Raw genomic sequence first — 23,950 nt, 5'->3', positions numbered from 1 at the left:
TGGCGAGACCCCCGCGGCAGCCGGTATCCCGGTCGACGTGCTGGACAAGGTGGCCAACGACTCGATCCGCTACGAAACCGCTAAGGTCAGCGCTCTCTCCGCCGCTGCCGGGCTGCCCGGTTTCATGGCCCTTCCCGCTACCGTGCCTGCCCGCCGACTTGGCGCAGTACTTCGGCCACATGCTGCGTATCGCTCAGAAGCTCGCCTACCTCTACAGCTGGCCCGACCTGTTCTCCGACGACGGCGATGACGTCGACGACGCGACCATGGGGGTGCTCACGCTGTTCTTCGGCGTGATGTTCGGTACCCAGTCTGCGAACGCCGCTGTGGGGAAGGTCGCCGAGATGATGGCGAAGCAGGCCGCCAAGAAGCTGCCCCAGAAGGCGCTCACCAAAGGCGTCATCTATCCCATAGTGAAGAAGGTCGCGGCCTACATCGGCGCCGAGATGACGAAGCAGACCTTCGCGAAGAGCGTCTCGAAGGCCATCCCTCTCGTCGGCGCCGCCATCTCCGGCACGCTCACCTTTGCCGCCTACCGTCCCATGTCGAAGCGGCTGAAGAAGCACCTCGCCGACTCGGAACTGGCGAAGCCGAAGCGCCGAGTTGTGGTTGTCGAAGCCGAAGAGGGCCACGAGTCCTTCGTCGCGGCAGAGGCGAGGAACTCTGCCTCGGGCGGAACTGACGTCACCGTATAGGGCTCTCGGTCCTTGTAGCTCACTCGCGGTGAGGTTGCGCTGCGATGGCCGTCGACCCGTGTGCCGTCAGCAGGGGGGCGCGTGACGAGCGTGCCGACGTTTTCGGGGTCCGGTGCCTCAAGCACTTGTGCGTCGACGTCCATGAACCCGTGCTGCTCGATGATTCCGGCCCAGTCATCCGGCGTGTAGGCCCACCGGTAGATCCAGAGTTGGCGGCCTCTGAATCCGGCTCCGTACATGCCCTGGACGCCGTACGAGCCGGGTACGGCCGGGGCGTTGGAGAAGGCCAGCACGCCTCCGGGGGTGAGGCGCCGACTGATGAGGGGAAGCAGTCGCTCGTGGTCGGTGAACCACAGCGCGCCCCACACGCAGTAGACGGCATTGAACCGTTCGTGGGACCGCCGCAACCGCCTCGTGGAGACGCGGGTATTCGGCGCGGGGGCGAGCCGGCCTCAGTAGTGGTAGCGGGCCTTGAGGATCTTGACTTCCTTCTCGTCCACCCGGTAGACGAGCCGGTGCTCGTCGTCGATCCGCCGTGACCAGTAGCCGGACAGGTCACCCTTCAGGGGCTCCGGCTTGCCGATGCCAGTGAAGGGTGTGCGCTGGATCTCGGCGATCAGCCGGGTGATCCGGCGGGCCATGGCGCGGTCCGAGCCCAGCCAGAACAGGAAGTCCTCCCATCCGGCCGGGTCGAAGTGGACGCTCCTCACCCGTCACCCGCCAGTTCTTCCAGCTCCGCCATCGTCTTGGTGACCACGGCCTCGCCGGCCCTGTCCCGTGCGACGGCTTCCATGAGGCTTCGCGCGTTGGCGGGGGAGCGCAGCAGGTAGACGGTCTCCTGCCAGGAGTCGTAGTCGTCGGCGGACATCAGTACCGCGTCGCCGCTCTTGGAGCTGATGCGCACGGGAGTGTGGTCGTCGTTGACGCGCTTGATGAGTGGAAAGAGGTCCTTGCGGGCCTCGCTGGCACTTATCGTCATCTGCGGCACCCCTCTTGCTTGTACGGGAAAACTGTACCGCAATGGTACGACTTTCCCGTACGAGCCGCGGACTGAGATGCCTTTGACGGCCTTGATCGGTTTCGCGTGGGCGGCGGCCTGACGGGCGCCGCTGCTGACCGGCCGCCCGGCCTGTGTACCGGTGAGGCGTCAGAGACGCTTCGCTGGGGCAGGCTGCCGTGTGCCCCGGCCATGCCACCAGCTCCACACCGTATGGCCCACGAGAAGCACGACTGCCACGGCCGAGAGCGCGCGAACCGAAGCCCAGACCATTTCGACGACCCGGCCCTGCGAGTCGTCCACCTCCGCTGCCAGCCGCTGGGATGCCTCGAAGAAGGCGATCAACGGGACAAGCAGGCGGAACCCGAGACCGCCGATTCCGGGCGTTCTCGCCAGATTCCCCAGGAGCCCGACGGGCGCACCAAAGGCGAAAGCCGCTACTCCCCAGAACAGCGCCCTTGAGGAGAGGCCATCGCCCGCACCAGAGATGACGTGCCCCCCGGCCGGAACGACGGGGCTCAGAAACTTGAAAAGGTAATACACAGCTACGCCTACTGCCAACGCCGAAGAAGCCAGCAGCGATGCCTCAATTCTTGACCGCCGGGAGTAACCGACCAGGAAGGCGAAGCATGCCCACGACCATCCCACAGAAAATATGACGCCCACGGCCTGGCAGACCGGGTTGTCGAATTTACTCGCGAATGGGCCGACCGCGCCGAGCAGCGCACCTGCCCCGAGAACTGTCGCAATAGGAGCGATGCGAGAAGACGTAAAGTGTGGGATTCTCATGACCCTACTCTGTGGTCAATTTCTCAGGCGGAGAAAATCCGCCCCCGGCGGTGGCCGGCCGGGGGCGGACGGAACTAGTACTTAGCGTAGTAGGTCTTGCACGTGTACGCCGCACCTGCGGTCATATTGGCGTAAGACCACTTACCCTTGGCCGCCACGGCCTTATTCTCCCCCCCGGCCAGCTGCACGGTCGACCCATGCATCACCTTGGGGTGGTAGTAATTCGAGTAGCAGTACTGGCCATCGGTGGTGAGGTCCTTCCCATAGCTCCAAGTTCCGCCACCAATGTCGAGGACGGTCTTCGGCCTGATGCCTCCCGTGGAGCCAGCCGTGAACTCCACTACGCCCCATTCCTTGGGGTCTCCCAGCGCCGCAGGCGGCTGGGTGCCGTCACCCCTGGTGTGGGCCGTGACGGTGACCGCGCCAGCGTTCGGAACCTGGGCGCTGTCCGCAGTGGCCGGGGCGGCAAGGGTGCCCACAGCCAGGAACCCACCCGCAATAGAAAAAGCTATGGACCTACCGGATGCCTTCATGCGATTCCCCTCCCGTGATGCCCCCGTCGCGGGGGCTGCGGATGGATCTTCCCCCAACCCGCACATCCCGGTAAAGAGACGCTAAAGCACTTGACTGAAAAGTGCCGACGATGGATGTGTGAGATTTGCATACCCGCTCAATGGTTAGTACCGCTTCCTCGTAATGGTCGTTTGAGTGCGTAATGTCCGGCAGGTTGGACTGGTGCGCGCCGCTCCATCCGCGAGCAGGGCGGGCAGTGAGGTCGGAGGCGTACCGTAGGCCGATTCGCCATCCTGGGCAGGACGATCTACGCCGGCTACGTCAGGGAACTCCTCAAGCGCCTCCGCCAGTCGGCTACCTGATCGAGGTGTACATGGGCGCGTACGAGCCGGCGCCCCCATCAGCCACCGCGCTGTGGCATGCAGAAGTGAGGCAGGGGAGAGCCCCCAGCTCCTCCGTAAGCGACTCGGAGAGCATCCCGCGCGCGGCGTCACATGCACGTCGCTCCGTCACCGCAGACTCCCCCGGGCGGGGTTCATCGTGAGCGTCCGCATCATCGAATGCACCGATCCAGCCGAGCTGTATCAGCACTACGTCGGCCAGACCGAGCCGCAGTGCGTCCACATCGAACCGACAGCCAGAACCAGACGTTGTTCGGGACCTACACCCGAGAGACCGGCAACGCGGTGCTGCATGAGACGACCGGTGTGATCGCAAGCGACAGACCGGTCCGTCTCACCCACCTTCAAGAACACCTACTGAGGGCCGCGGTTGATCGATCGGTATGAAGGCGGGTGTACGGCGCAGGGGGGAGTAACCGCCTGCCCGGCGGCCGGACGCTCCCGGCGCGGGTGGGCAGCGGCCCGCCCTCGCTGCGGCCGGTCGGCTTCACCGTCGTCGGTCGGCCGGCGGACATCCCGCCGATTGAGGACGAGCGGTGGCGGAGGCCACCAGATGGAGAGCGTGACCGGCAATGGCCCAGCAGCCGCCCCTCCTCCGCGATGTCATCGACATGAAGGAATCCATCTCCACCTCGGACTTCGTGCTGTCCCTTGCCGAGGCGACGACAGGCGAAGGTGCCCAGCACGCACTAAAGGATTATGTCGTCACCGAGCGGCTGCTGGAGAACTTTGACGAGGCGCTGGCCCTCGTCAAGTCCGCGCTGGACGGGCACCGATCCAAGGCGGCGTATCTGCACGGCTCGTTCGGTTCCGGTAAGTCGCACTTCATGGCCGTCCTGTACGCACTGCTCAGCGGCAATGCAGTCGCCCGCTCCCGCAGCGAGTTCGACCCGGTGCTGACAAGCACGAGTGGCTGAGCACGGACGGCAAGAAGTTCCTGCTCGTGCCGTACCACATGCTCGGTGCGAAGGCCCTGGAGCAGCGCGTCCTCGGCGGGTACGTGCACCACGTCAAGAAGCTGCACCCGGACGCCCCGACTCCGCAGGTCTACCGGACCGACTCCCTCTTCGCGGACATCCGCGCCATGCGGGCCAACATGGGCGATGAGGCCGTCATCCGGGGGCTCGGCACCGGCGTGGACGACGATGACGAGGACGAGTGGGGCGAGGGCTTCGCCTGGACCCCGCAGCTCCTGGACACCGCGCTCGCCGCCGAGGAGAACCACGAGGCGGGCACCGCGCTCAACCTCACTAACCCCTCCACCCCGGCCGAGCTGCGGGCCAAGCTCGTCAACGACGCCGGTACCAATCTCCTTCCCGGCTTCACCAGGAACGCCGCCGAGGACGAACACGGCTTCATCTCCCTGGACGCCGGTTTGTCCGTCGTCGCTGAGCACGCCAAGTCGCTCGGCTACGACGGGCTCATCCTGTTCATGGACGAGCAGATCCTCTGGCTCGCCGCCCTCATCCACGACCAGAAGTTCGTGGCGCGGGAGGCCAGCAAGATCACGAACTTCGTGGAGGGGGGCGACGCCCGTCGTGCCATCCCCGTCGTGTCGTTCATCGCCCGCCAGCGGGACCTGCGGGTGGACCTGGGCCGGCTACCGAGCCAACGCCACTCTGGCGGCCACCCTCCCGTCGGTCACCGACCCCCTGCAACGGCCCACCGACAGCTGGCTGCGCCTGCGTGAGAACCTCACCCCGGCGGCCGTGCGTGTGGCCCGTGAGAGTGCCGGAAAGAACCTCGTCCTACCTGCGCTGGACCGCCGGGCCGTACGCGGGCTGAAGTTCTCCGCCGCCCTCCCGGAACGCCTTGCCGTGGCCACGGTGGCGGCTCGCCTGGCCGACTTCGAGGGCGCCAGCATGGTGCTTGGCGAACCGGCGCGCTTTCAGATCCACGGCTGATCCGGAGAAGCAGGCAAGGCTGCTTCGAGCCGCACTGTTCCGGTTACGCCCGCCTCAACTGCTACGTCATCATTGCCCGCCGGAGGCCTTCTGACGGGCTGGAGACTGAGCACTGTCGCTCCCAGCCGGAATCCGCGGTCAGCCCTGCGGCCCCAGCGACCTCTCCCGCACCCGCCTCAAATGCCCCCCGAACACCTCCCGAGCCTCCGGCGTAAGCGTCCGCAACGCCATCAACGCCGTGATGGCGACATCACACAACTCCGCCTCCACGTCCTCCCACGTATGCGTGACCCCCTTGCGCGGGTTCTGCCCCGTCGCCCCGATCACGGCCTCGGAGACCTCCCCGACCTCCTCGGACAGTTTCAGGATGCGCAGCAGGACACCCTCGGGGCCCTCGATGGGGCGGTTGGTGTCGAGCCACTCCCACAAGGCGTCGATGGTGGACCAGAGTTCAGGGGCTGGGGTCTGCTCGTTCATAGGGGCGCAGCCTGTCATGCAGGACTGACAACGCCCCGGCCGCCGCTGCTACTCCATGAACTCCTCCTCGAACAACGCCTCCTGCTCCCCCTCCTTCGCCTTCCGCATTCGCCTCGCCCGAGCCCCCACCACCACCGCCGTGCCCGCCGCCGTCGCCGCGAAGGCCGCCGGGATCATCCAGCCGCGGTTCACCGCGTGGCCCAGCAGGTGGTCCAGGGAGAGGCGGCCCGGGCCGGTGACGGCCAGGCCCGCGGCGGTCAGGCCCAGCGTCGCCGCGTACTCGTAGCCGCCGCCCTGGTTGAAGAAGCCGTTCGGGGCGTGCACCGCCGCCGCTCCGGCCATCGCGCCGGCCGCTGCCGCGCCCGCGGCCGGGGTGGCCAGGCCCAGGGCCAGCAGCGTGCCGCCGCCGGTCTCCGCGAGGCCCGCCGCCGTCGCGCTGGCCTTGCCGGGGACGTAGCCGACGGACTCCATGAACTGGCCGGTCCCCTCGATGCCGTGCCCGCCGAACCAGCCGAACAGCTTCTGCGCGCCGTGGGCGGCCAGCGCGCCGCCCGCCCCCAGCCGGAGCAGCAGCAGGCCCAGATCACGTCGGTCGTTACGCGTCACGTCGTCTCCCGGAGCGGGCAGTAGGAACAGAGCAGCAGGAACAGAAGGGCGTCTCTCGCCGGGTTCCACCGTCGCACCCGCGACCCGGGGCTACACCTGGCGGAGCGGCCGGGGACGCCGTTCGGGTGGCACGGGTGGCGTGCGGCGGTGGCCGGTACGAGGCTGGCTGGCATGACGATCCAGACCACGCGCCTCAGCGATCCGGCCGTCCGTGCCTTCGTGACCGCCGTGAACAACCACGACCGCGAGAGCTTCATGGAGCTCCTCGCCCCGGGCGCGACCATGACGGACGACGGCTCCGACCGCGACCTCGCCGACTGGGTGGACCGGGAGATCTTCTCCTCCCACGGCCACATGGAGGTCGACAACGAGTCCAACGGCGGCCGTTCCCTCCTCGCCCGCTACAGCAACGACACCTGGGGCGAGATGCGCACCCGGTGGAGCTTCACCGTGGACGACGACGGCAGGATCACGCGCTTCGAGACCGGGCAGGCCTGAAACCCGCCTCCCGCAGGGGCTTGTCCTCGTGTGCGCTCCAACTCCTAGCCTCTCCCGGCATGGAGACCACACGACTGCTGGGACGCAGCGGCATCGAGGTGAGCGCACTCGGCTTCGGCTGCTGGGCGATCGGCGGTGAATGGCAGGCCGCCGACGGACAGCCGCTCGGCTGGGGCACAGTCGACGACGAGGAGTCGGTACGGGCGGTGCGGCGCGCCCTCGACCTGGGCGTCACCTTCTTCGACACCGCCGACACCTACGGCGCCGGGCACAGCGAACGGGTGCTGGGCCGGGCCCTCGGCAAGCGCAGGGCCGATGTCGTCGTCGCCACCAAGTGGGGCAACGTGTTCGACGAGGAGACCCGCACCCTCACCGGCAGCGACGACTCCCCGGCGTATCTGCGCCGCGCCCTGACCGCGTCCCTGGCCCGGCTCGGCACCGACTACGTGGATCTCTACCAGTTCCATCTCTCCGACGCGGACACCGAGCAGGCCGCCCTGCTCCGGGACGCGTGCGAGGAACTGGTCCGCGAGGGGCTGATACGGGCCTACGCGTGGAGCACGGACGATGCCGTGCGTGCCGCCGTGTTCGCCGAGGGCCGGCACTGCGCCGCCGTCCAGCACGCGCTGAACGTCCTCCAGGACGCTCCCGCGATGCTCCGGCTGTGCGAGGAGGCGGGCCTCGCGAGCATCAACCGCAGTCCGCTCGCCATGGGGCTGCTCACCGGGAAGCGCCGGGACCGGCAGCCGTTGGAGGCCGGGGACATCCGCAGCAGGCCCCCGGCCTGGCTGCAGGGTTTCGGCGACGGGTCAGGCGCCGACCCGGAGTGGCTCGCCCGCGTCGAAGCTCTCAGGGACGTCCTCACCAGCGGGGGCCGTACGCTCGCCCAGGGCGCCCTGGCCTGGTTGTGGGCACGCAGCCCGCGCACGGTTCCCATCCCCGGCTTCCGGTCGGTCGCCCAGGCGGAGGAGAACGCGGGGGCGCTGGCGAAGGGGGCCCTGACCGGCGCGCAACTCGCAGAGGTGGACCGGTTGCTCGGGCGGTGATCCCACATCCGGCTCCTGACGTGTGCGGCAGTCGTTCCACGCGCACCGGTGCGTACTCCGCGGTCCCTCGCGGAATCCACCCCCACCCGGTGCGGTGGAACGACTGCCGACCCCCCTTGGATGTGGCCGACGGAAGCTCTCTGCTCCAACTGTGAAGCTTTCGTGTAGGAGATTTGAGCATAAGCTCCCTACCGGCCGCAATGGTGCGGACGTTCCTATTCCGTTTGTGCAGGTTGACGAGTTGACGAACTCCGCCGCGAGCTCAGCCGCGTCCGACGTACGGCATCGCCGTCGCCAGTACGGTCGCGAACTGCACGTTCGCCTCCAGCGGCAGCTCCGCCATGTGCCGGACCGTGCGGGCCACGTCCGCGACGTCCATCACGGGTTCCGGGGCGACTTCCCCGTTTGCCTGCAGGGCTCCCGTCTGCATACGGGACGTCATGTCGGTGGCCGCGTTGCCGATGTCGATCTGCCCCACGGCGATCCCGTACGGCCGCCCGTCCAGCGACAGCGACTTGGTCAGGCCGGTCAGCGCGTGCTTGGTCGCCGTGTAGGCCACCGACAGCGGGCGGGGCGTGTGCGCGGAGATCGAGCCGTTGTTGATGATCCGGCCGCCCTGCGGGTCCTGCTCCTTCATCTGCCGGTACGCCGCCTGCGCGCACAGGAACGCCCCGTTGAGGTTGGTGTCCACCACGTGCCGCCACGCCTCGTAGGGCAGTTCCTCGACCGGCACGCCGCCGGGCCCGAACGTGCCCGCGTTGTTGAACAGCAGGTCGACCCGGCCGAAGCGCTCGACGGTGGCGGCGAAGAGGGCGCTGACGTCCTCGGGGCGTGAGACGTCCGTCCGTACCGCCAGAGAATCGCCCCCGGGCGCCAGGGCCGCCGTCTCCTCCAGCGTCTCGACGCGTCGGCCGGCCAGCGCCACCGACCAGCCCGCGCGCAGCAGTTCCACGGCGACCGCCCGGCCGATGCCGGAACCCGCCCCGGTCACCACCGCGATTGCATTGTCCTTGGCATTCATGGGCCCGCAGCGTACGGGAGCACCCCCATGCTCCCTGCGGGGTCAGGGCCTCAGGCCGGCGTGAGTGTTGGCTCGCCCGTCTCGTCGGGGTAGCGGACGCCGACCCGGTCCCGGATCGTGTCGAGCGTCCGCATCACGGCGAGCGTGCCGTCGAGCGGGACCAGCGGGGACTCGGTCTCACCGGCGCGCACGGCCCGCATCACCTCGGCCGCCTCGTGCCGCAGGCTGTTGCGCGGCCCGTCGGCCGGGTCCGCCGCGAATTCCTCGGCGTCACGGCCGTCCCGGTGCAGGACGAAACGGTCCGGGAAGAAGAACCCGTGCGGGATGTCGATACGGCCCTGGGAGCCGGTGACCGAGGCGGAGGTCGCCGTACCGCCCACGATGGAGCAGTGCACCGAACCGAGAGCGCCGCTCTCCCACGAGAGCACCGCTGCCGTCTGGAGATCGACGCCCTCCTCGGAGAGCACCGCTCGCGCCGTGATGTCCGACGGCTCCCCGAGCAGCAACTGCGCGAACGACACCGGATACACGCCCAGATCGAGCAGCGCGCCGCCACCCAGCTCCGGGTTCCGCAGCCGGTGCGAGGGCGGGAACGGGCCGGCCAGCCCGAAGTCGGCCTGGACGCTGCGCACCTCGCCGATCGCCCCGTCGTCGACCATCGCCTTCAGCCGCCGTACCAGCGGGTTGCAGTACATCCACATCGCTTCCATCAGGAAGCGCCCGTGCTCCCGCGCCAGCGCGACGAGTTCCTCCGCCTCGCGCACGTTCAGCGTGAAGGGCTTCTCGCACAGCACGTGCCGCCCGGCCGCGAGACACAGACCGGCGGCGGTCCGGTGCGCCGTGTGCGGGGTGGCGACGTAGACGACATCGATGTCCTCGTCCTGCGCGAGCGCGTTCCAGTCGCCGTAGGCCCGGGGTATCCCGAACCGCTCCGCGAACGTCTTCGCCGAGGCCTCCGAACGCGACGCCACCGCCACGACCTCCGCGTCCGGCAGGTCGATCAGATCCGCGGTGAACGCGCCCGCGATCCCGCCGGTCGCCAGGATCCCCCACCGCACCGTGTCCGCCGTCATTGCGCCCCGCCTCCACCTCGTGACCCGAGCAGTCCGTACGAGCAGTCCGTACGAGCTGAGAGCATAGGTGGCGATCGACTCGCAAAGGGAGGGACTCATGCCCGAGGGTGGGGCGTCCATATCGAACACCGCGCAGGGGGCCGCAGCCGGGACGGAGCGGCCCGACCGCACGCCGCACCGCCGCACCGGGCTCCTGGTCACCTTCCTCCTCGGAAGCCTGACCGCCGTGCCTCCGCTGGCGATGGACATGTACCTCCCGTCCCTGCCGGAGGTCACCCGTTCCCTGCACGCGCCCGCCGCGACCGTCCAGCTCACGCTCACCGCGTGCCTGGCCGGCATGGCACTCGGGCAGCTCGTGGTCGGGCCGATGAGCGACCGGTGGGGGCGCCGCCGCCCGCTGCTCGCCGGGCTCGCCGTCTTCGTCGTCGCCACCGTCCTGTGCGCCCTCGCCCCCACCGTCGAGCTCCTGGTGGCCTTCCGGCTGGCCCAGGGCCTCGCGGGCGCCGCCGCCATCGTCATCGCCCGGGCGGTCGTCCGCGATCTCTACGACGGCATGGCCATGGCCCGCTTCTTCTCCACCCTCATGCTGATCTCCGGGGTCGCCCCGATCGTGGCGCCGCTCATCGGCGGGCAGGTCCTGCGGGTCACGGACTGGCGGGGTGTGTTCGCCGTCCTCACGGTCATCGGCGTGCTGATCGGGGCCCTGGTCTGGTTCCGACTGCCCGAGACCCTGGCGCCCGCCGAGCGGCACAGCGGCGGCGTCGGCGAGGCCCTGCGCTCGATGCGCGGTCTGCTCGCCGACCGGTCCTTCGCCGGCTACACCCTCACCGGCGGTTTCGCCTTCGCCGCGCTGTTCGCCTACATCTCGGCGTCCCCGTTCGTCATCCAGGAGATCTACGGCGCCTCCCCGCAGACGTTCAGCCTGCTGTTCGGCGTCAACTCCGTCGGGCTGGTCATCGTCGGCCAGATCAACGGCAAGGTCCTGGTCGGCCGGGTCAGCCTGGACCGGGTGCTGGGCATCGGCCTCGCGATCGTCATCACCGCCGCGACCGCGTTGCTGCTGATGTCCCTCGGCGTCTTCGGCGAGGTCGGTCTGGCGCCCGTCGCCGTCGCGCTGTTCGTGCTGATGTCCGCGATGGGCATCACCCTGCCCAACACCCAGGCCCTCGCCCTGATGCGCACCAAGCACGCCGCCGGCTCCGCGTCGGCGCTGCTCGGCACGTCCTCCTTCCTCATCGGCGCGATCGCCTCCCCGCTCGTCGGCGTCGCCGGGGAGGACACCGCCCTCCCGATGGCCGTCGTCCAACTGGCCGCCGCACTGGTGGCACTGGCCTGCTTCATGGGAATGTGCCGACCTTGGAAGAAGGAGAGCAGCCGCCCGAGCGTGGAGGGAGCAGTCAGCTGAGCGCCAGACTGCGCGACGGCACGCCGGAGCGGGCCGGACTCGACCCCGCGGAACTGCGGCACCTCGTCCGGGAGGTCCACGTCCTCACCACCGGGCAGCGCCCCTGGGCGCCGGGCGCCGTCCTGGTCGTGGGACGCGGCCCGGTGATCGCGGTCGAGGAGGCGGCGGGCTGGGCCGTCCGCTACGCGGCCTACGACCCCGACACCGACGTCGGGGTGGAACTGCCCCCCGAGGACCGGGTCCCGATGACCGTCGGCACGCCCTTCGACCTGGCGTCCCTCACGAAACTGTTCACGGCCGTGGCCGCCGTGCAGCAGATCGAACGTGGCACGCTCGGCATCGACGCGAGGGTCGGGGCGTATCTGCCCGACTTCACGGCGGCCGCGCGGCACGGCATCACCGTGCGGCAGCTGCTCACCCACACCTCCGGGCTGCGGCCCGAACTCCCGCTGTACGACTGCGCCGACGACGCGCAGCGGCTGGCGGCGCTCCAGACGGAGCCGCCGGTCGGGGCGCCGGGCACGTACTGCTACTCCGACCTCAACATGCTCCTCCTCCAGTACGTCCTGGAACGCATCACCGGCCGCACGCTCGACGTCCTCGTCCACGACGGCATCACCCGGCCGCTGGGCATGACCGCGACGGACTTCGGGCCGTGCCCGGACGCCGCGGCGACGGAGGACCAGCGCCGGCCGTGGGCCAAGGCGGACCGGGGGATGCTGCGGGGCGAGGTCCACGACGAGAACGCCTGGGCACTCGGGGGCGTGGCCGGGCACGCGGGCCTGTTCTCCACCGGCCGGGATCTCGCGGTGTTCTGCCGCACCCTCCTCGCCGGCGGTTCCTACGGCCCCGCCCGAATCCTCGGCCCCGACTTCGTCGAGCTCCTCTTCACCCCGCCGGGCCTCGGCTTCTCCCTCGACCAGCCGTGGTTCATGGGCGACCTGGCGGGCGGCGGCGCGGCGGGCCACACGGGCTTCACCGGCACGTCCCTCGTCCTCGACCCGGCCACGGACACGTTCCTGATCCTCCTCACGAACGCGGTCCATCCGATCCGCCGCCGCCCGGACAGCGCCCCGAGGGCGGCAGCGGCGTCCCGGGTGGCCCGGGCGGTGCGGTGACCTCTTCAGGGGCTCAGGTGAGGGGTGAGCCGGGGGCGTCCGGGCGAGGATGACGCCCTGAACCTCACGACCTCGACCGGGCCTCGTGGGTGGGCGTTCGTGCCCTCTCGCGGTGGAACGGCGGGGGGAGGGGGGAGCTGTGCCGGTTCCGGGCCGGGGCGGGGCGGGTGGCTTCGGCGTTGTCGGCCGGTGGTCGGGATTTCGGGCGGGGATCTCGCCGGTCGGGTGCGGTGGTCGCCCGGCGGCTTCGATGGGCCTCGGCGTGGGCGTTCGTGCTCTCTCGCGGTGGCAGTCGCGGGCGGCCCCGGGGGAGCCCGGCCGGTCCGGGTCCGGGGCGGGGCGGGTGGCGCGGGCGCGGTTGGTCCGGTGGTCGGGGGCCCGGGCGGGGATCTCGCAGGGAGGCCTCGACGGGTTCCGCGTGGGCGTTCGCGCCCTCTCGCGCTGGCCCGGTCGCGAGCGGCCCGGCTCTGCCGGTCCCGGCCCGGGGGCGTGGCGCCAGCGTGGTCGGCCGGTGGTCGGGGAGCCCGGGCGGGGATCCCCCGGGCGAGCGCGGCAGCCGCCCCGGCCCGCCTCGTAGAATCGCCGGGTGAACGCCCCCGCACCCCCGGCCGAAAACCTCCGTGCCGCCCTCGCCGGTCTGCTCGACGGGCTGCCGCCCCGGCAGGCCTCGCAGGCGGTCGAGCGGCTGATCGCCAGCTACCGGGGGGCCACCCCGACCGACGCTCCCATCCTCCGGGACCGGGCCGACGTCGCCGCCTACGCCGCTTACCGGATGCCCGCGACCTTCGAGGCCGTGCGCTCCGCGCTGGAGGCGTTCGCGGATGCCGCACCCGAGTGGGTGCCGGGCGGGCACACCGACCTCGGCGGGGGCACGGGCGCGGCGGCCTGGGCCGTGAGCGCGGTCTGGGGCGGGCAGCGGCCCGTCACCGTGCTCGACTGGTCCGAGCCCGCGCTCGCCCTGGGGCGTGAGATCGCCGCGGCCAACCCGGAGCTGACGGACGTCCGCTGGCAGCGCTCCCGGATCGGAGCGGCGCTCGCCCTCGAGGACACGGACCTCGTCACCGTCTCCTACGTCCTCAACGAGCTGACCGCCGCCGACCGCACCGCCCTCGTCGACGCCGCCGCGGCCGCCGCCCGGGCCGTCGTGATCGTCGAACCCGGCACCCCCGACGGCTACGCCCGCCTCATCGAGGCCCGCGACCGGCTGATCACCGCCGGTTTCCGCATCGCCGCCCCCTGCCCCCACAGCGCCGCCTGCCCCATCACTCCCGGCACGGACTGGTGCCACTTCTCCGCGCGGGTCAGCCGTTCCTCCCTGCACCGCCAGGTCAAGGGCGGCTCCCTCGCCTACGAGGACGAGAAGTTCGCCTACGTCGCCGCCGCCCGCTTCCCCGTCGAACCGGCTCCTTCCCGCATCGTCCGGCGCCCTCAGATCCGCAAGGGCCAGGTCCTCCTCGACCTGTGCGAGACCGAACCGTCCCTGCGCCGCGACACCGTCACCAAACGCCACGGCGACCTGTACAAGGCCGCGCGGGACGCCGACTGGGGAGACGCCTGGCCGCCCTCCTGATCTTCTGTCAGGTACGCGTGTGCGTGAAGTACTCCTGACCCGCCCAGCGGACCAGCGTGTCCTCCGCCGCCGTCCGGTCGGCGGGGGACAGGTCCGCGATGTCGACGCCGTGATTCCCGCCTGGCACCCACAGCACCCGTGAGTCCGGCCCCCCTGGGCGGAAGTGCTCGGCCACGGACGGGTCCTGGGTGCCGTGGACGAACAGCATCCGGCTGCCGCGCCGGCGGACCCAGCGGTCGATGTCGGGCATGGCGGCGCGGTCGAAGCGCAGGGGGATGTCCCGTGGGACGAAACTGCGCGGCTCGGCGGCTCCGGGGTGGCGGAGCAGGTCGGTGAGGTGGGCGGTGGGGAAGCTGCCGTAACCGAGCTGGGTGCCGATCTGGTACCAGTACGGGATGTAGTGCCGGGCGGTCGTGTCGGCGTACAGCGCCAGGCCCGCCGTGTCGTCCAGCCAGGTGTACAGCTCGTCGGCCGTCGCCCCGGGTCCGGGGATCGCGGCGACGTCGGCCGGTGTGCCGCGCTGCCAGAACATGAACGGCGCGCGCAGGACGGCGATTTCGAGCGCCTTGTCGGCGCTGCCGACGAGCCGGAAGGTGTCGCCGTCGGCGGCCGCCCAGGCCTCGTAGCGGGCGACCATCTCGCTACGGCGCTGCAGGATCGCCCGCTGGGCCGCCTTCAGGGCCTCCCGGGCGTCGGGGGTGCCGACCGTCTCCAGGAAACGGAGATACGCGGAGTCGTCGCGGTCGTCGACGTTGTTCGGGGCCGAGTAGACCACTGTGCCGGTCACGTCATGGGGATGGAAACGGCGGTGGTAGACGCTCGCCATCCCGCCCTTGCTGCCGCCGGTGGAGATCCACGCGCCGGGGTAGAGCCGGCGGAAGAGCCGGACGACGCGGTGGTGGTCGTCGGCGGCCTGGCGGATGGTGAGGTGGGCGTAGCCGGGGTCCGCGGGGCGCGAAATCCCGAAGTAGCGGTGTTCGACCTGGAGTTGGTTGGCGCCGAGCAGGACCGCCGGTTCGGTCCGCCGTGGGGTGAGGACCGCCTGGTAGCCCGTGCTGAACAGCACGGTGGGGCGGTCGGCGGCGGTGTGGAGCAGGGTGAGGCGCTGCTCGAAGGTGCCGGCGTCCGGGTTCGTGTGGTCGACCGGCTGCCGCAGGCCCAGGACGAAATGCCGGTACCCCGCATCGGCGTCCTGCCGCTCCTCGATCAGGCGCAGTCCGGGCAGGGCCCGCAAGGCGCCGGCCACGTCGGTGTCCCCGGGGCGGGCAGTCGCTGACGCCGCTCGCGCGGGTCGGGCCGCCGTGGTGGCGAGGCCCGCCGCCGAGACGGCCGTGGCCGCCGAGGTGAGCAGCCGTCGTCTGGTCCATACGGTCATGAGCCGAGTCCTCCCGGGTGTCCGTGGGGCGGGTGTTCACCGGTCGCTTGCCGCGACCGCCTCAGTACATCCGCCGGACAGCCCGGGAGGATCCCGCGCGCGGGGGTCCGCTCTCCCTCGCGCGGGGGAGGCTCACGACGCCTCGCCCGCCGTGCCTCCCTCCTGTGCTTCCCGCTGCTGTCGTTTCTCCTGGAGCTTGCGCAGCAGTTCGCGCTTCTGGGCCTGCGGGTCGAGACCGCCGCCGATCCGGCCGCCCTGGCCGCCGCCGCGCAGCGCCCTGCGGCCGAGGTTGCTGCGCGATCCGCCGACACCCAGCATGTTTCCGGCTCCGCCTCGGGTCATCCCGGGCTCCTTCCCTGATTCCTGTTCCGCGACGAGACGGTTCGTCTCGTGCGTACCGCTCCACTGTCCGCGAGACGCTCCGTCTTGTCAACCTGATAAATTCAAGTCATGGCCGCCCAGAAATCAGCCCAGCCCGCCCCCGGAAAGCCCGCCCCCGACTCCACCCGGCGCAGCGAGAAGTCCCGCCGCGCCATCTACGACGCCGCCCTCGCGCTCGTCGTCGAGGTGGGCTACCCGAAGACCACCATCGAGGGCATCGCCGCCCGCGCCGGTGTCGGCAAGCAGACGATCTACCGGTGGTGGTCGTCCAAGGCGGACGTCCTGATGGAGGCGTTCCTCGACCTGGCCGATCAGTCCGTGCCGGAGGCCGGACCGAAGCCGTACACCTTCCCGGACACCGGCGACCTCGCCGCCGACCTCAAGGCCGTCCTGCGCGCCACCGTCGACGAACTGCGCGACCCGAGGTTCGAGGCGCCCTCGCGCGCGCTGGCCGCCGAGGGCGTCGTCAACGAGCAGCTCGGGCGCGAGCTCGTGGCCAAGCTGATGCAGCCCTCACTCGACCTCTACATCGGCCGGCTGCGCGCCGCGCAGGAGGCCGGCCAGGTCCGGCCCGAGATCGACCCGCGCATCGCCCTGGAGTTCTTCATCTCCCCGCTCGCCCAGCGCTGGCTCCAGCACACCGGCCCGATCTCCCACGAGTACACCGACACCCTCGTCGACTACGCCCTTCACGGCCTGGCCCCGCGCTGAGCGGCCCGGGCCAGGCGCCCCGGCGCGTCCGTGATCACGCCGGAGCAGCCCAGCGCCAGCACCCGGTCCCGCTGCGCGTCCGACACCACGGTGTGCGCCCACACCCGAGCGATCCCCGAGTTCACCGCCCGCACCAGATCCACGTCCCGCGCCCGGTGGTCCACGTCCAGCAGGTCCACGAACGACCGCCAGCGCTCCGGGCGGTCCGTGCGCAACTGCTGCGCCGAGCGCCACAACTGCGAGAGCAGCCCCAGGCGGTGGACGCGCCGGGCCACCTCGGGGTCGTTGGAGTTCACGAACACCGAGCGGGTCAGTCCGCGGGCCCGGATCAGCTCGGCCAGCCGGTCCAGGCTCCGCGGGTCCTTCGCCTCCAGCATCAGCACGATCCGCCCGCCGAAACGATCCAGCACCTCGGCTACCGTCGGCGGCCGCTCCGACCGCCAGCTCCCCGGGAGCCGGTCCTTCGGGCGCAGCCGTACGCCCTGCCACTCCCGGGCGTCCAGGCCCCGCACCTCACCGCCCAGGTAGGTGGTGCGGTTCAGCGTCTCGTCGTGGAACACCACCGGCGTGCCGTCGCGCAGCAGCCGCGTGTCGAAGTCCAGCACCTGCGCCGTCCCGCGCTCGTAGGCGGTCGTCAGCCCCGCCATGCTGTTCTCGGGGACCTCACGGGCGCCGCCGCGGTGCGCGACGTAGGTGATCCGGGGCAGGGCGGCCACGGTCAGCGGACCCGCGCCCCACTCCAGCGGGGCCGGTGCACGGCCACCGGGTCCCGTGAGGGTCAGCGAGACCACGGAAGCCACGGAGGCCAGTCCCGTCAGCGCGATCCATGTGACCATGCCGACCACGGTAGGGCGCCATGTCATGGCAAAGCGGGCAATGACACCCGATCATGGGGGAGAGTGGGGCTCGCCGTTTCTCCTCCCATCGGACGCCCGGTGTACGTTGCGTCCTCCCTGTCCCGGATGTGGGCACTGGCCCCCCGGTGCGCGGGAAGATGGGACCATGAGGCATGCTGTTCCGCACGACGGCGAGGCGAGGGGATAGATGAGCGCGGAGTTCGGCGACCGGACCGGCCTGCAGGGCAAACTCACCCAGTGGCTGCGCGCGGGGCGCCGGCCGAAGGAGACCGCCGGGGACGGCGGTCGTGAGGCCCTGCTGCTCGCCGCCGCCGACGCGGGACTGCCCCTCGCGCCCGCGGCCCACCCGTCCGGATACCGCTGCTCCTGCGACCGGGTCGGCTGTCCCACCCCAGCCCGGCACCCGGTGTCCTTCGCCTGGCAGACGCAGTCGACCACCGACCGCTCCCAGATCGAGCGCTGGGCCCGCCATCAGCCGCAGGCCAACTTCATCACCGCGACCGGCATGGTGCACGACGTCCTCGACGTGCCCCTCGACGCCGGTCGCGACGCGTTGGAGCGGCTGCTCTCCGAGGGCATCGAGGTCGGGCCGGTCGCCGAGAGCGACGACGGCCGCCTCCTCTTCTTCACGCTCACCCGCGGTACGCCCGAGGACGAGGACGAGTGGTGGCCGTGCGAACTGGACTGCCACCCCGAGACGGCGGACGAGCACCCCGGGCTGCGCTGGCACTGCCGCGGCTCCTACGTCCTCGTACCGCCGGCGCGGCTGCCCGGTGAGGACCAGGCGGTGCGGTGGGTGCGCGGGCCCGAGCACGCGCTGCCGGATCCGCTGACCCTGCTGGAGGTGCTCACGGAGGTCTGCGGGCGCTACGTCGGTGAGGACGCCGACCAGGCCGCCGGAGCGGGCTGGCCGCTGCGGCACTGAGGCCTGTCGGCGACCGTGCCGTGAGGGCCGGGTCTACGAGCCCTCCGCCGACGTCATGCCCTGGATCCTGCCCAGGATCGTCACCTTGCCCTGGCCCTTGGGGTCCAGCGCCACCTCGTTGGAGACGAACTCCATCGTGAGGGACTGCTTGATCTCGCCCTTCGTCAGGGCGAGGACGTCCTTGTTCGGCTCGGGGACGGACGTGCCCGCGTGGGCCGTCTGCTTCTCGTAGTGCCGAGTGGTGAAGAACACCAGTGCACCGCCGTCGGCCGTGCGCAGCGCCAGCGGTGCGTAGTCGCCGTTCGTCAGCGGCTCGTCGATGTACTGGGTGACCATGCCCGGCTTCTTGCCGTTCTTCTCGCGCAGGGCACGCCACTGGCTGGTGTGGGCGCCGTCCGTGAAGGCCTCTCCGCCGCTCTTCAGGTACGTCGCGTAGGTCCGGCTCAGGTCGCCCGGGTCGGTGGCCAGGTCGGTGGAGTTCACGGGGACGGACTCGGCCCAGCCGTCGGCGTCCTTCTTGAACTGCGGGACCTTGCCCGGGGCGACGAGCGTCAGGTACGCCACCTGGAACGGGTCGTCCAGGCTGCTGCGGGTGAACGCCAGCAGCCAGCGGGCGGTGCCGCCCTTGTTGCCGGCCGCGTCGACGACGAACCAGCGGGGCCAGCCGGCCTTCTTGGGGATCGTGAACTTCGCGTCCGTCAGTTTCAGCGGGGTGTGGCTCGGGTTGCCGTCCGGGTTGTTCACCTTCCCGGCCTTGAGGCGGGCCGAGTCGATGTCGGCGAGGGCGCCGGTGGTGTGGTCGGCGTCCAGGGTGCCGTCGTAGGCCTTGTCGGCCTCGTTGTACGCGGTCGTGAACTCCTGGAGGGCCTCGGCGGCTTCGGCGCGGGTCGTGGACGGGAGGATCTCCCGTTCGCCGTGCACGACGACGCATCCACTGGCCGTCAGCGACAAAGCGGTCGCCGAGGTTGCTATGAGGGCGCTCCGGGCGGGCCTGCGGAGCGTTCGAGGGTCGCGATCCCTGCTCATCGGGTACCTTCACCTTCCCCTTTCCGGAGGCGAACCCTACCGGGTGCCTCCGGCGGTCGGGCGGGGGTGGGGTGAGTGCGGGCGCTTCCGCTCGGCTTCGGGCAATCTGCGTCAACAGCCGTGCGTTGTCACACCTTGTCGCGCACCGGTGTTGTCGTGGCGGTGGTGCGGCCCGGGGCGAGGAACAGAGCCAGGGTCGGGATCAAGTACAGGAGCCATACCGCCACTTGAAGGGTGGTGGGGTCGGGCTGGAAGTTGAAGATGCCCTTCAGGAGCGTGCCGTACCAGCTGTCCGGGGGGATCGTGCCGGAGATGTCGAAGGCCTTGTCGGTGAGGCCGGGCAGGAAGTCGGCCTCCTGGAGGTCGTGGAAGCCGTAGGCCAGGACGCCGGCCGCGACGACCACCAGCATGCCGCCGGTCCACGTGAAGAACTTCGCCAGGTTGATGCGCAGCGCGCCCCGGTAGAACAGCCAGCCCAGGAGGACCGCCGTCAGCAGGCCCAGCGCGACGCCCAGCAGCGGTCGCGGCGTGCCGTCGCTCGCCGCGTGGACCGAGGCCCAGACGAACAGGGCCGTCTCCAGGCCCTCGCGGCCCACCGCGAGGAACGCCGTCGCGACCAGCGCGCCCGTGCCCATGGCGAGCGCCGCGTCCAGCCTGCCGTGCAGCTCCGACTTGAGGTGGCGGGCCGTGCGGCGCATCCAGAACACCATCCACGTCACCAGGCCGACCGCGAGGATCGACAGGGAGCCGCCGAGCGCCTCCTGCGCCTGGAACGTCAGCTCCTGGGAGCCGAATTCGAGGGCGCAGCCGAAGCCGAACGCGAGGGCCACCGCCACGCCGATGCCGGTCCAGATCGGCTTCAGGGCGTCCCTGCGGTCCGTCTTGACCAGGTAGGCGATGAGGATGCAGACGACGAGGCTCGCCTCCAGGCCCTCGCGCAGACCGATCAGGTAGTTGGAGAACACCGGCTCAGGCCTCCTTCGAGAACAGCGTCCGGCCCCACCAGTCGTCCTTGTCGCGGACGCCGGGCGGGACGGCGAAGAGCGCCGAACCCACGTGCTGGATGTACTCGTTGAGCGCGTCCGCGGCCAGGCTGCGCTGGATGGGGATGAAGCCCTTGCGGACGTCGCGCTGGTAGGCCAGGAAGAACAGGCCCGCGTCCAGGCGGCCGAGGCCGTCCGTGCCGTCGGTGAAGGAGTAGCCGCGGCGCAGGATCGTCGCCCCGTGGTTGGTGTCGGGGTGCGCGAGCCGGACGTGCGCGTCGGGCTTCATCGCCTTCAGGAACGGCTCGTCGCGCTCCTTGGCCTTGCCGACCGGGGCGCCCTCGCCCTTGTCGCGGCCGAAGATGTCCTCCTGCTCCTGCAGCGAGGTGCGGTCCCAGGTCTCGATGTGCATGCGGATGCGGCGGGCGACGAGGTAGGAACCGCCCCGCATCCAGGCCGGGTCGTCCTTCTCGCCCACCCAGACGAACTTCTTCAGGCGGTCCGTCTCCGTGCCCGCGATGTTGCGGGTGCCGTCCTTGAAGCCCATCAGGTTGCGCGGCGTCTGCGCCTCGGGCGTCGTCGACGACGTCTTGCCGAAGCCGAGCTGCGACCAGCGGATGACGACCTTGCCGAAGCCGATGCGGGCCAGGTTGCGCACCGCGTGGACCGCGACCTGGGGGTCGTCGGCGCAGGCCTGGATGCACAGGTCGCCGCCGCTGCGGTTCTTGTCCAGGTTGTCGCCCGCGAACTTCGGCAGATCGACCAGGGCCTCCGGGCGGCGGTCCGTCAGGCCGAACTTCTCGAACAGGGTGGGGCCGAAGCCGATCGTGAGGGTCAGACGGGAGGGCTTCAGGCCCAGCGCCTCACCCGTGTCGTCCGGGGGCGCCTCGGCCAGGCCGCCGTAGGCGCCCTCGCCGACGGCGTGCCCGGCCGTCATGCGCCGGGCGGCCTCCGTCCAGTCCTTCAGCAACCGGACGAAGGCGTCCCGGTCATCGGTCGTCACGTCGAACGCGGCGAAGTGCAGGCGGTCCTGCACCGGGGTGGCGATGCCCGCCTGGTGCGGGCCGTGGAAGGCGATCGCCGAGCCGGCCGGTTCGGTGTCGTCCTCGGTGCGGGCCATCGCCACCGCGCCGCCCGCCGCGGCCGCGCCGAGTGCCAGACCCGCGCCGCCCCATCCGAGCAGGGAACGGCGGCTGGGGGAAGGGGAGTCGGTGTCCGTCATCGTGGCCCCCGCTACTTCACCACGGCCGCGGCGAGCTTCGACAGCGGCTCCGCCAGGGCGTTGACCGCGTCCGAGAGCTCCTTGCGGTCGGCCTTGCCGACCTTGTCGTAGGAGGTGAAGTCGTACGACGTCGTGTTCGGGCGGTATTGGTCGAGCAGCTTGTCCAGGGCCGCGAACTGCTCGTCGAGTTCGGTGACGAGGGCCGCGTCGTTCTCCTTCGCGACCGGCTTCAGCAGGTCGTACGACTTCTGCGCGCCCTCGACGTTGGCCTTGAAGTCGACCAGGTCGGTGTGCGAGTAGCGCTCCTCCTCGCCGGTGACCTTGCCGGTGGCGACCTCGTCGAGGAGTTCCTTGGCGCCGTTGGCCATGGAGGTCGGGGTGATCTCCGCCTTGCCGACCCGGTTCTGCCAGTCCTTCAGGTCCTTGATCAGCAGGTCGGCGAGGTCCTTCTCGCGGTCGCCGATCTTCTTGTCCTGCCACAGGGCCTTCTCCAGGCGGTGCCAGCCCGTCCAGTCGGTGGCCGGGTCCTGGCCGTCCTCCAGGCCGTCCTCGCGGACGTCGACCTTGGGGTCGATGTCGCCGAACGACTCGGCGACCGGCTCGGTGCGCTCCCAGCCGATGCGGGAGGGGGCGTAGGCCTTCTTGGCCGCCTCGATGTCGCCGTCCTTGACGGCCTTGGCGAAGACCTCGGCCTTCGGCAGCGTCTCGTCGGCCTGCTGCTGGACGTAGGCGCGGTAGGCCGCGACGGCCTTGTCCAGGCGCGGGTCGCGCTTGACGGCCTTGCCGCCGGTGGCCTTGACGGCCTGGCGGATGCCGTCGCCCTTCATACCGGGCTTGCAGGCGATCTGGTAGTCGCCGGCCTTCACCTCGGCGGTGACCCGCTGCTTGGTGCCGGGGCCTATGTTCTCCCGCTCGGTGACCACGCGGTCGTCGGGGAAGAGGACGTAGACCTCGGTGACCTTGGAGCCCTTGTTCTCGACGGCCAGTTCGACGTGCCCGGCCGGGAACTCCTTCTTCGACACCTGGCACTTGTCGTCCGTCGCCGTCACGTTGATCACGTGGTCGCCGTCCTTCGCGTCGCTCTTCTCGGTGCAGCCGGTGACAGCGGCCAGGGCCGCCGCGGCGACGATGACGACGGAAGCAGGGCGGGCGGGTCGCATGAAGGCTCCAGGGGAGAGGAAGGTGAGGCTCACCTAAGACAGCACATAAGGATGGCTTAAGTGACTAAAAATCGCCGTCATGATCGAGTCAAAGGAAGGTCAAAGGTGGTATCTCGGGATCTCGTGGATGCCCCACCTCGCCTGCGGTGCCTCGACCGTCCGGGCGATGTTTGAATGCACCACGTGACTGACTACGACGTGCTCCGCGTCTTCTGCGGGCCGAACGGTGGGTACGGCAACGAGCTCGGTGTCGTGCGCGAGGGGTCCGTGATGCCCGAGCAGGGTGAGCGGCAGGCGTTCGCTGCGAAGGTCGGGTTCAGCGAGACCGTGTTCGTAGACGACCCCGAGCGCGGAGTGATCGACATCTACACGCCCACGCTGCGGCTGCCCTTCGCCGGGCATCCCTGTGTCGGGGCGGCGTGGCTGCTCGACGTGCCCGAGCTGGTCACGCCCGCGGGGGTGGTCGGCGCCCGGCAGGACGGGGAGTTCTGCTGGATCGAGGCCCGGGCGGAGTGGGTGCCGCCGCGGACGCTGCGGCAGTACGGCAGCGCCGCCGAGGTCGACGACCTGGCCGTGCCGCCGCCGGGGGAGTGGGTGTACGCCTGGGCGTGGGAGGACGAGCCCGCCGGGCGGATCCGGGCCCGGGCCTTCCCCGGCCGGGGCGACGGCATCGACGAGGACGAGGCGACCGGGGCCGCGGCCCTGCTGCTCACCGACCGGCTGGGCCGGGCCCTCAACATCACCCAGGGAGCGGGCTCCCAGATCCTGACCGCACCCCAGCCGGGCGGGTGGACCGAGGTCGGCGGACGGGTCCACCTGGAGCGCTGACCCGGTCGGAGCGCGTCCGTACGGGTGGAACAGCGTGTGTGCGCGGTGGTGAACGGGGACCTCTGGGCGTGACCAAGCACCACCGCGAGAGGAATCTCATGCGCATTCGATCCGCTCTGGCCGTCGTCGCCCTGACCGCCGCCCTGTCCGCCACCGGTGCGGCGGCGGCCTCCGCCGACGACGACGGTCAGGAGTACCGCAACGACCACCACGTGGCGTGCAGCCCGTACTTCGGTGAGCTCGAGGCCGAGACCGCCGAGATCGAGTGGGGCGGGGCCGTCTGCCACAACGGTCCGTTCGACATCTGAGCAGGACCGGCCCGGCTCTCTCCCGAGCCGGAACCGGGGCCCCCTCGCCGCGCGCGAGGGG

General features: G+C 70.7%; 23 protein-coding genes and 3 pseudogenes. 12 read left to right on the top strand and 14 right to left on the bottom strand.

Annotated elements, in window-relative coordinates:
- Window positions 1–4 precede the first annotated feature (4 nt).
- A pseudogene (locus AB0G20_RS00755) lies at window positions 5–695 on the top strand (hypothetical protein); the annotation flags it as partial.
- A 452-nt stretch (window positions 696–1,147) separates the two neighbouring features.
- On the opposite strand, the gene AB0G20_RS00750 reads toward AB0G20_RS00755, so the two are convergent.
- From AB0G20_RS00750 to AB0G20_RS00740, 3 genes are all read right to left on the bottom strand, one after another.
- Entirely contained in the window at window positions 1,148–1,405 is a 258-nt protein-coding gene (locus AB0G20_RS00750; RefSeq protein WP_055511941.1) for a Txe/YoeB family addiction module toxin, read from the bottom strand.
- Window positions 1,402–1,674, bottom strand: a complete 273-nt coding sequence (locus tag AB0G20_RS00745; RefSeq protein ID WP_361293699.1) for a type II toxin-antitoxin system Phd/YefM family antitoxin — start codon at window positions 1,672–1,674, stop codon at window positions 1,402–1,404. Before AB0G20_RS00745 ends, AB0G20_RS00750 begins: the two co-directional genes overlap by 4 nt.
- Before the next feature lie 881 nt (window positions 1,675–2,555).
- The gene (locus tag AB0G20_RS00740) at window positions 2,556–3,014 is read right to left on the bottom strand and encodes a lactococcin 972 family bacteriocin (RefSeq protein ID WP_361293696.1); all 459 of its coding nucleotides are present in this window, start codon (window positions 3,012–3,014) and stop codon (window positions 2,556–2,558) included.
- A gap of 953 nt (window positions 3,015–3,967) precedes the next feature.
- On the opposite strand from AB0G20_RS00740, the pseudogene AB0G20_RS00735 reads away from it, so the two are divergent.
- Window positions 3,968–4,980 (top strand): annotated as a pseudogene (locus tag AB0G20_RS00735) (phage resistance protein); the annotation flags it as partial.
- 1 nt (window position 4,981) lies between these two features.
- Window positions 4,982–5,299: pseudogene (locus AB0G20_RS00730) on the top strand (ATP-dependent helicase); the annotation flags it as partial.
- Window positions 5,300–5,437: 138 nt separating this feature from the next.
- Here the strand turns inward: AB0G20_RS00730 and AB0G20_RS00725 are convergent.
- Both AB0G20_RS00725 and AB0G20_RS00720 read right to left on the bottom strand, forming a co-directional pair.
- Window positions 5,438–5,776, bottom strand: coding sequence for a MazG-like family protein (locus AB0G20_RS00725; RefSeq protein ID WP_361293693.1), 339 nt, complete (start codon window positions 5,774–5,776; stop codon window positions 5,438–5,440).
- A 48-nt stretch (window positions 5,777–5,824) separates the two neighbouring features.
- Entirely contained in the window at window positions 5,825–6,382 is a 558-nt protein-coding gene (locus AB0G20_RS00720) for a DoxX family protein (protein ID WP_361293690.1), read from the bottom strand.
- A 171-nt stretch (window positions 6,383–6,553) separates the two neighbouring features.
- Here AB0G20_RS00720 and AB0G20_RS00715 point away from each other — a divergent pair, with 171 nt between their 5' ends.
- Window positions 6,554–6,880 carry a nuclear transport factor 2 family protein gene (locus tag AB0G20_RS00715; RefSeq protein ID WP_361293687.1) on the top strand — a complete coding sequence of 109 codons (327 nt, stop codon included), beginning with the start codon at window positions 6,554–6,556 and terminating at the stop codon, window positions 6,878–6,880.
- Window positions 6,881–6,939: 59 nt separating this feature from the next.
- The gene (locus AB0G20_RS00710; protein ID WP_361293684.1) at window positions 6,940–7,926 is read left to right on the top strand and encodes an aldo/keto reductase; all 987 of its coding nucleotides are present in this window, start codon (window positions 6,940–6,942) and stop codon (window positions 7,924–7,926) included.
- 262 nt (window positions 7,927–8,188) lie between these two features.
- Here the strand turns inward: AB0G20_RS00710 and AB0G20_RS00705 are convergent, their stop codons facing one another.
- A complete protein-coding gene (locus tag AB0G20_RS00705) occupies window positions 8,189–8,947 on the bottom strand; it encodes an SDR family oxidoreductase (RefSeq protein ID WP_361293681.1) in 759 nt (252 codons plus the stop codon).
- 50 nt (window positions 8,948–8,997) lie between these two features.
- Entirely contained in the window at window positions 8,998–10,020 is a 1,023-nt protein-coding gene (locus tag AB0G20_RS00700) for a Gfo/Idh/MocA family oxidoreductase (protein WP_361293678.1), read from the bottom strand.
- Between the two features lie 97 nt (window positions 10,021–10,117).
- Between AB0G20_RS00700 and AB0G20_RS00695 the strand changes: the two genes are divergently transcribed.
- The 3 genes from AB0G20_RS00695 to AB0G20_RS00685 all read left to right on the top strand — a co-directional run bounded on the left by AB0G20_RS00695 (window position 10,118) and on the right by AB0G20_RS00685 (window position 14,113).
- Window positions 10,118–11,425 carry a multidrug effflux MFS transporter gene (locus AB0G20_RS00695; RefSeq protein ID WP_361293675.1) on the top strand — a complete coding sequence of 436 codons (1,308 nt, stop codon included), beginning with the start codon at window positions 10,118–10,120 and terminating at the stop codon, window positions 11,423–11,425.
- Window positions 11,368–12,543, top strand: coding sequence for a serine hydrolase domain-containing protein (locus tag AB0G20_RS00690; protein WP_361293672.1), 1,176 nt, complete (start codon window positions 11,368–11,370; stop codon window positions 12,541–12,543). Before AB0G20_RS00695 ends, AB0G20_RS00690 begins: the two co-directional genes overlap by 58 nt.
- Window positions 12,544–13,129: 586 nt before the next feature.
- Window positions 13,130–14,113, top strand: a complete 984-nt coding sequence (locus tag AB0G20_RS00685; protein WP_361293669.1) for a small ribosomal subunit Rsm22 family protein — start codon at window positions 13,130–13,132, stop codon at window positions 14,111–14,113.
- A gap of 7 nt (window positions 14,114–14,120) precedes the next feature.
- On the opposite strand, the gene AB0G20_RS00680 is transcribed toward AB0G20_RS00685, so the two are convergent.
- Both AB0G20_RS00680 and AB0G20_RS00675 read right to left on the bottom strand, forming a co-directional pair.
- Complete coding sequence (locus tag AB0G20_RS00680) at window positions 14,121–15,488, bottom strand: S28 family serine protease (protein ID WP_361293666.1); 1,368 nt, start codon at window positions 15,486–15,488, stop codon at window positions 14,121–14,123.
- A gap of 132 nt (window positions 15,489–15,620) precedes the next feature.
- Entirely contained in the window at window positions 15,621–15,830 is a 210-nt protein-coding gene (locus AB0G20_RS00675; protein WP_361293663.1) for a DUF6243 family protein, read from the bottom strand.
- Between the two features lie 108 nt (window positions 15,831–15,938).
- On the opposite strand from AB0G20_RS00675, the gene AB0G20_RS00670 reads away from it, so the two are divergent.
- Window positions 15,939–16,580, top strand: a complete 642-nt coding sequence (locus AB0G20_RS00670) for a TetR/AcrR family transcriptional regulator (RefSeq protein ID WP_361293661.1) — start codon at window positions 15,939–15,941, stop codon at window positions 16,578–16,580.
- Here AB0G20_RS00670 and AB0G20_RS00665 read toward each other — a convergent pair.
- Window positions 16,559–17,416, bottom strand: coding sequence for a glycerophosphodiester phosphodiesterase (locus tag AB0G20_RS00665; protein WP_361293658.1), 858 nt, complete (start codon window positions 17,414–17,416; stop codon window positions 16,559–16,561). The two genes, AB0G20_RS00670 and AB0G20_RS00665, sit on opposite strands and share 22 nt — an antisense overlap.
- A gap of 208 nt (window positions 17,417–17,624) precedes the next feature.
- Between AB0G20_RS00665 and AB0G20_RS00660 the strand changes: the two genes are divergently transcribed.
- Window positions 17,625–18,362, top strand: a complete 738-nt coding sequence (locus tag AB0G20_RS00660; RefSeq protein WP_361293655.1) for a bifunctional DNA primase/polymerase — start codon at window positions 17,625–17,627, stop codon at window positions 18,360–18,362.
- Window positions 18,363–18,395: 33 nt separating this feature from the next.
- Here the strand turns inward: AB0G20_RS00660 and AB0G20_RS00655 are convergent, their stop codons facing one another.
- The 4 genes from AB0G20_RS00655 to efeO form a co-directional block, all read right to left on the bottom strand.
- On the bottom strand, window positions 18,396–19,388 hold the full coding sequence (locus tag AB0G20_RS00655; RefSeq protein WP_361293652.1) for a hypothetical protein: 993 nt from the start codon (window positions 19,386–19,388) through the stop codon (window positions 18,396–18,398).
- Between the two features lie 128 nt (window positions 19,389–19,516).
- Window positions 19,517–20,353, bottom strand: a complete 837-nt coding sequence (efeU, locus tag AB0G20_RS00650) for an iron uptake transporter permease EfeU (RefSeq protein WP_361293649.1) — start codon at window positions 20,351–20,353, stop codon at window positions 19,517–19,519.
- Between the two features lie 4 nt (window positions 20,354–20,357).
- Window positions 20,358–21,593 (bottom strand): iron uptake transporter deferrochelatase/peroxidase subunit, encoded by a 1,236-nt coding sequence (gene efeB / locus AB0G20_RS00645; protein WP_361293646.1) that lies wholly within the window; start codon window positions 21,591–21,593, stop codon window positions 20,358–20,360.
- 11 nt (window positions 21,594–21,604) lie between these two features.
- Window positions 21,605–22,753 carry an iron uptake system protein EfeO gene (gene efeO / locus AB0G20_RS00640; protein ID WP_361293643.1) on the bottom strand — a complete coding sequence of 383 codons (1,149 nt, stop codon included), beginning with the start codon at window positions 22,751–22,753 and terminating at the stop codon, window positions 21,605–21,607.
- A 183-nt stretch (window positions 22,754–22,936) separates the two neighbouring features.
- Here efeO and AB0G20_RS00635 point away from each other — a divergent pair, with 183 nt between their 5' ends.
- Together AB0G20_RS00635 and AB0G20_RS00630 are read left to right on the top strand one after the other, a co-directional pair.
- Entirely contained in the window at window positions 22,937–23,581 is a 645-nt protein-coding gene (locus AB0G20_RS00635; RefSeq protein ID WP_361293640.1) for a PhzF family phenazine biosynthesis protein, read from the top strand.
- Window positions 23,582–23,679: 98 nt separating this feature from the next.
- Window positions 23,680–23,889 (top strand): hypothetical protein, encoded by a 210-nt coding sequence (locus tag AB0G20_RS00630; RefSeq protein ID WP_097216267.1) that lies wholly within the window; start codon window positions 23,680–23,682, stop codon window positions 23,887–23,889.
- Window positions 23,890–23,950 lie beyond the last annotated feature (61 nt).

Source organism: Streptomyces sp. NPDC024017 (assembly GCF_040638895.1).
GTDB lineage: Bacteria > Actinomycetota > Actinomycetes > Streptomycetales > Streptomycetaceae > Streptomyces.
Note: the sequence above shows the minus strand (reverse complement) of the source record. Positions and strands in the feature narration are given on the sequence as shown.

Coding starts and splice junctions, on each gene's coding strand:
- AB0G20_RS00745 (WP_361293699.1), bottom strand. CDS start 1,674: ATGACGATAAGTGCCAGCGAGGCCCGCAAGGACCTCTTTCCACTCATC.
- AB0G20_RS00740 (WP_361293696.1), bottom strand. CDS start 3,014: ATGAAGGCATCCGGTAGGTCCATAGCTTTTTCTATTGCGGGTGGGTTC.
- AB0G20_RS00725 (WP_361293693.1), bottom strand. CDS start 5,776: ATGAACGAGCAGACCCCAGCCCCTGAACTCTGGTCCACCATCGACGCC.
- AB0G20_RS00715 (WP_361293687.1), top strand. CDS start 6,554: ATGACGATCCAGACCACGCGCCTCAGCGATCCGGCCGTCCGTGCCTTC.
- AB0G20_RS00710 (WP_361293684.1), top strand. CDS start 6,940: ATGGAGACCACACGACTGCTGGGACGCAGCGGCATCGAGGTGAGCGCA.
- AB0G20_RS00705 (WP_361293681.1), bottom strand. CDS start 8,947: ATGAATGCCAAGGACAATGCAATCGCGGTGGTGACCGGGGCGGGTTCC.
- AB0G20_RS00700 (WP_361293678.1), bottom strand. CDS start 10,020: ATGACGGCGGACACGGTGCGGTGGGGGATCCTGGCGACCGGCGGGATC.
- AB0G20_RS00695 (WP_361293675.1), top strand. CDS start 10,118: ATGCCCGAGGGTGGGGCGTCCATATCGAACACCGCGCAGGGGGCCGCA.
- AB0G20_RS00680 (WP_361293666.1), bottom strand. CDS start 15,488: ATGACCGTATGGACCAGACGACGGCTGCTCACCTCGGCGGCCACGGCC.
- AB0G20_RS00675 (WP_361293663.1), bottom strand. CDS start 15,830: ATGACCCGAGGCGGAGCCGGAAACATGCTGGGTGTCGGCGGATCGCGC.
- AB0G20_RS00670 (WP_361293661.1), top strand. CDS start 15,939: ATGGCCGCCCAGAAATCAGCCCAGCCCGCCCCCGGAAAGCCCGCCCCC.
- AB0G20_RS00665 (WP_361293658.1), bottom strand. CDS start 17,416: ATGGTCACATGGATCGCGCTGACGGGACTGGCCTCCGTGGCTTCCGTG.
- AB0G20_RS00660 (WP_361293655.1), top strand. CDS start 17,625: ATGAGCGCGGAGTTCGGCGACCGGACCGGCCTGCAGGGCAAACTCACC.
- AB0G20_RS00655 (WP_361293652.1), bottom strand. CDS start 19,388: ATGAGCAGGGATCGCGACCCTCGAACGCTCCGCAGGCCCGCCCGGAGC.
- efeB (WP_361293646.1), bottom strand. CDS start 21,593: ATGACGGACACCGACTCCCCTTCCCCCAGCCGCCGTTCCCTGCTCGGA.
- efeO (WP_361293643.1), bottom strand. CDS start 22,753: ATGCGACCCGCCCGCCCTGCTTCCGTCGTCATCGTCGCCGCGGCGGCC.
- AB0G20_RS00630 (WP_097216267.1), top strand. CDS start 23,680: ATGCGCATTCGATCCGCTCTGGCCGTCGTCGCCCTGACCGCCGCCCTG.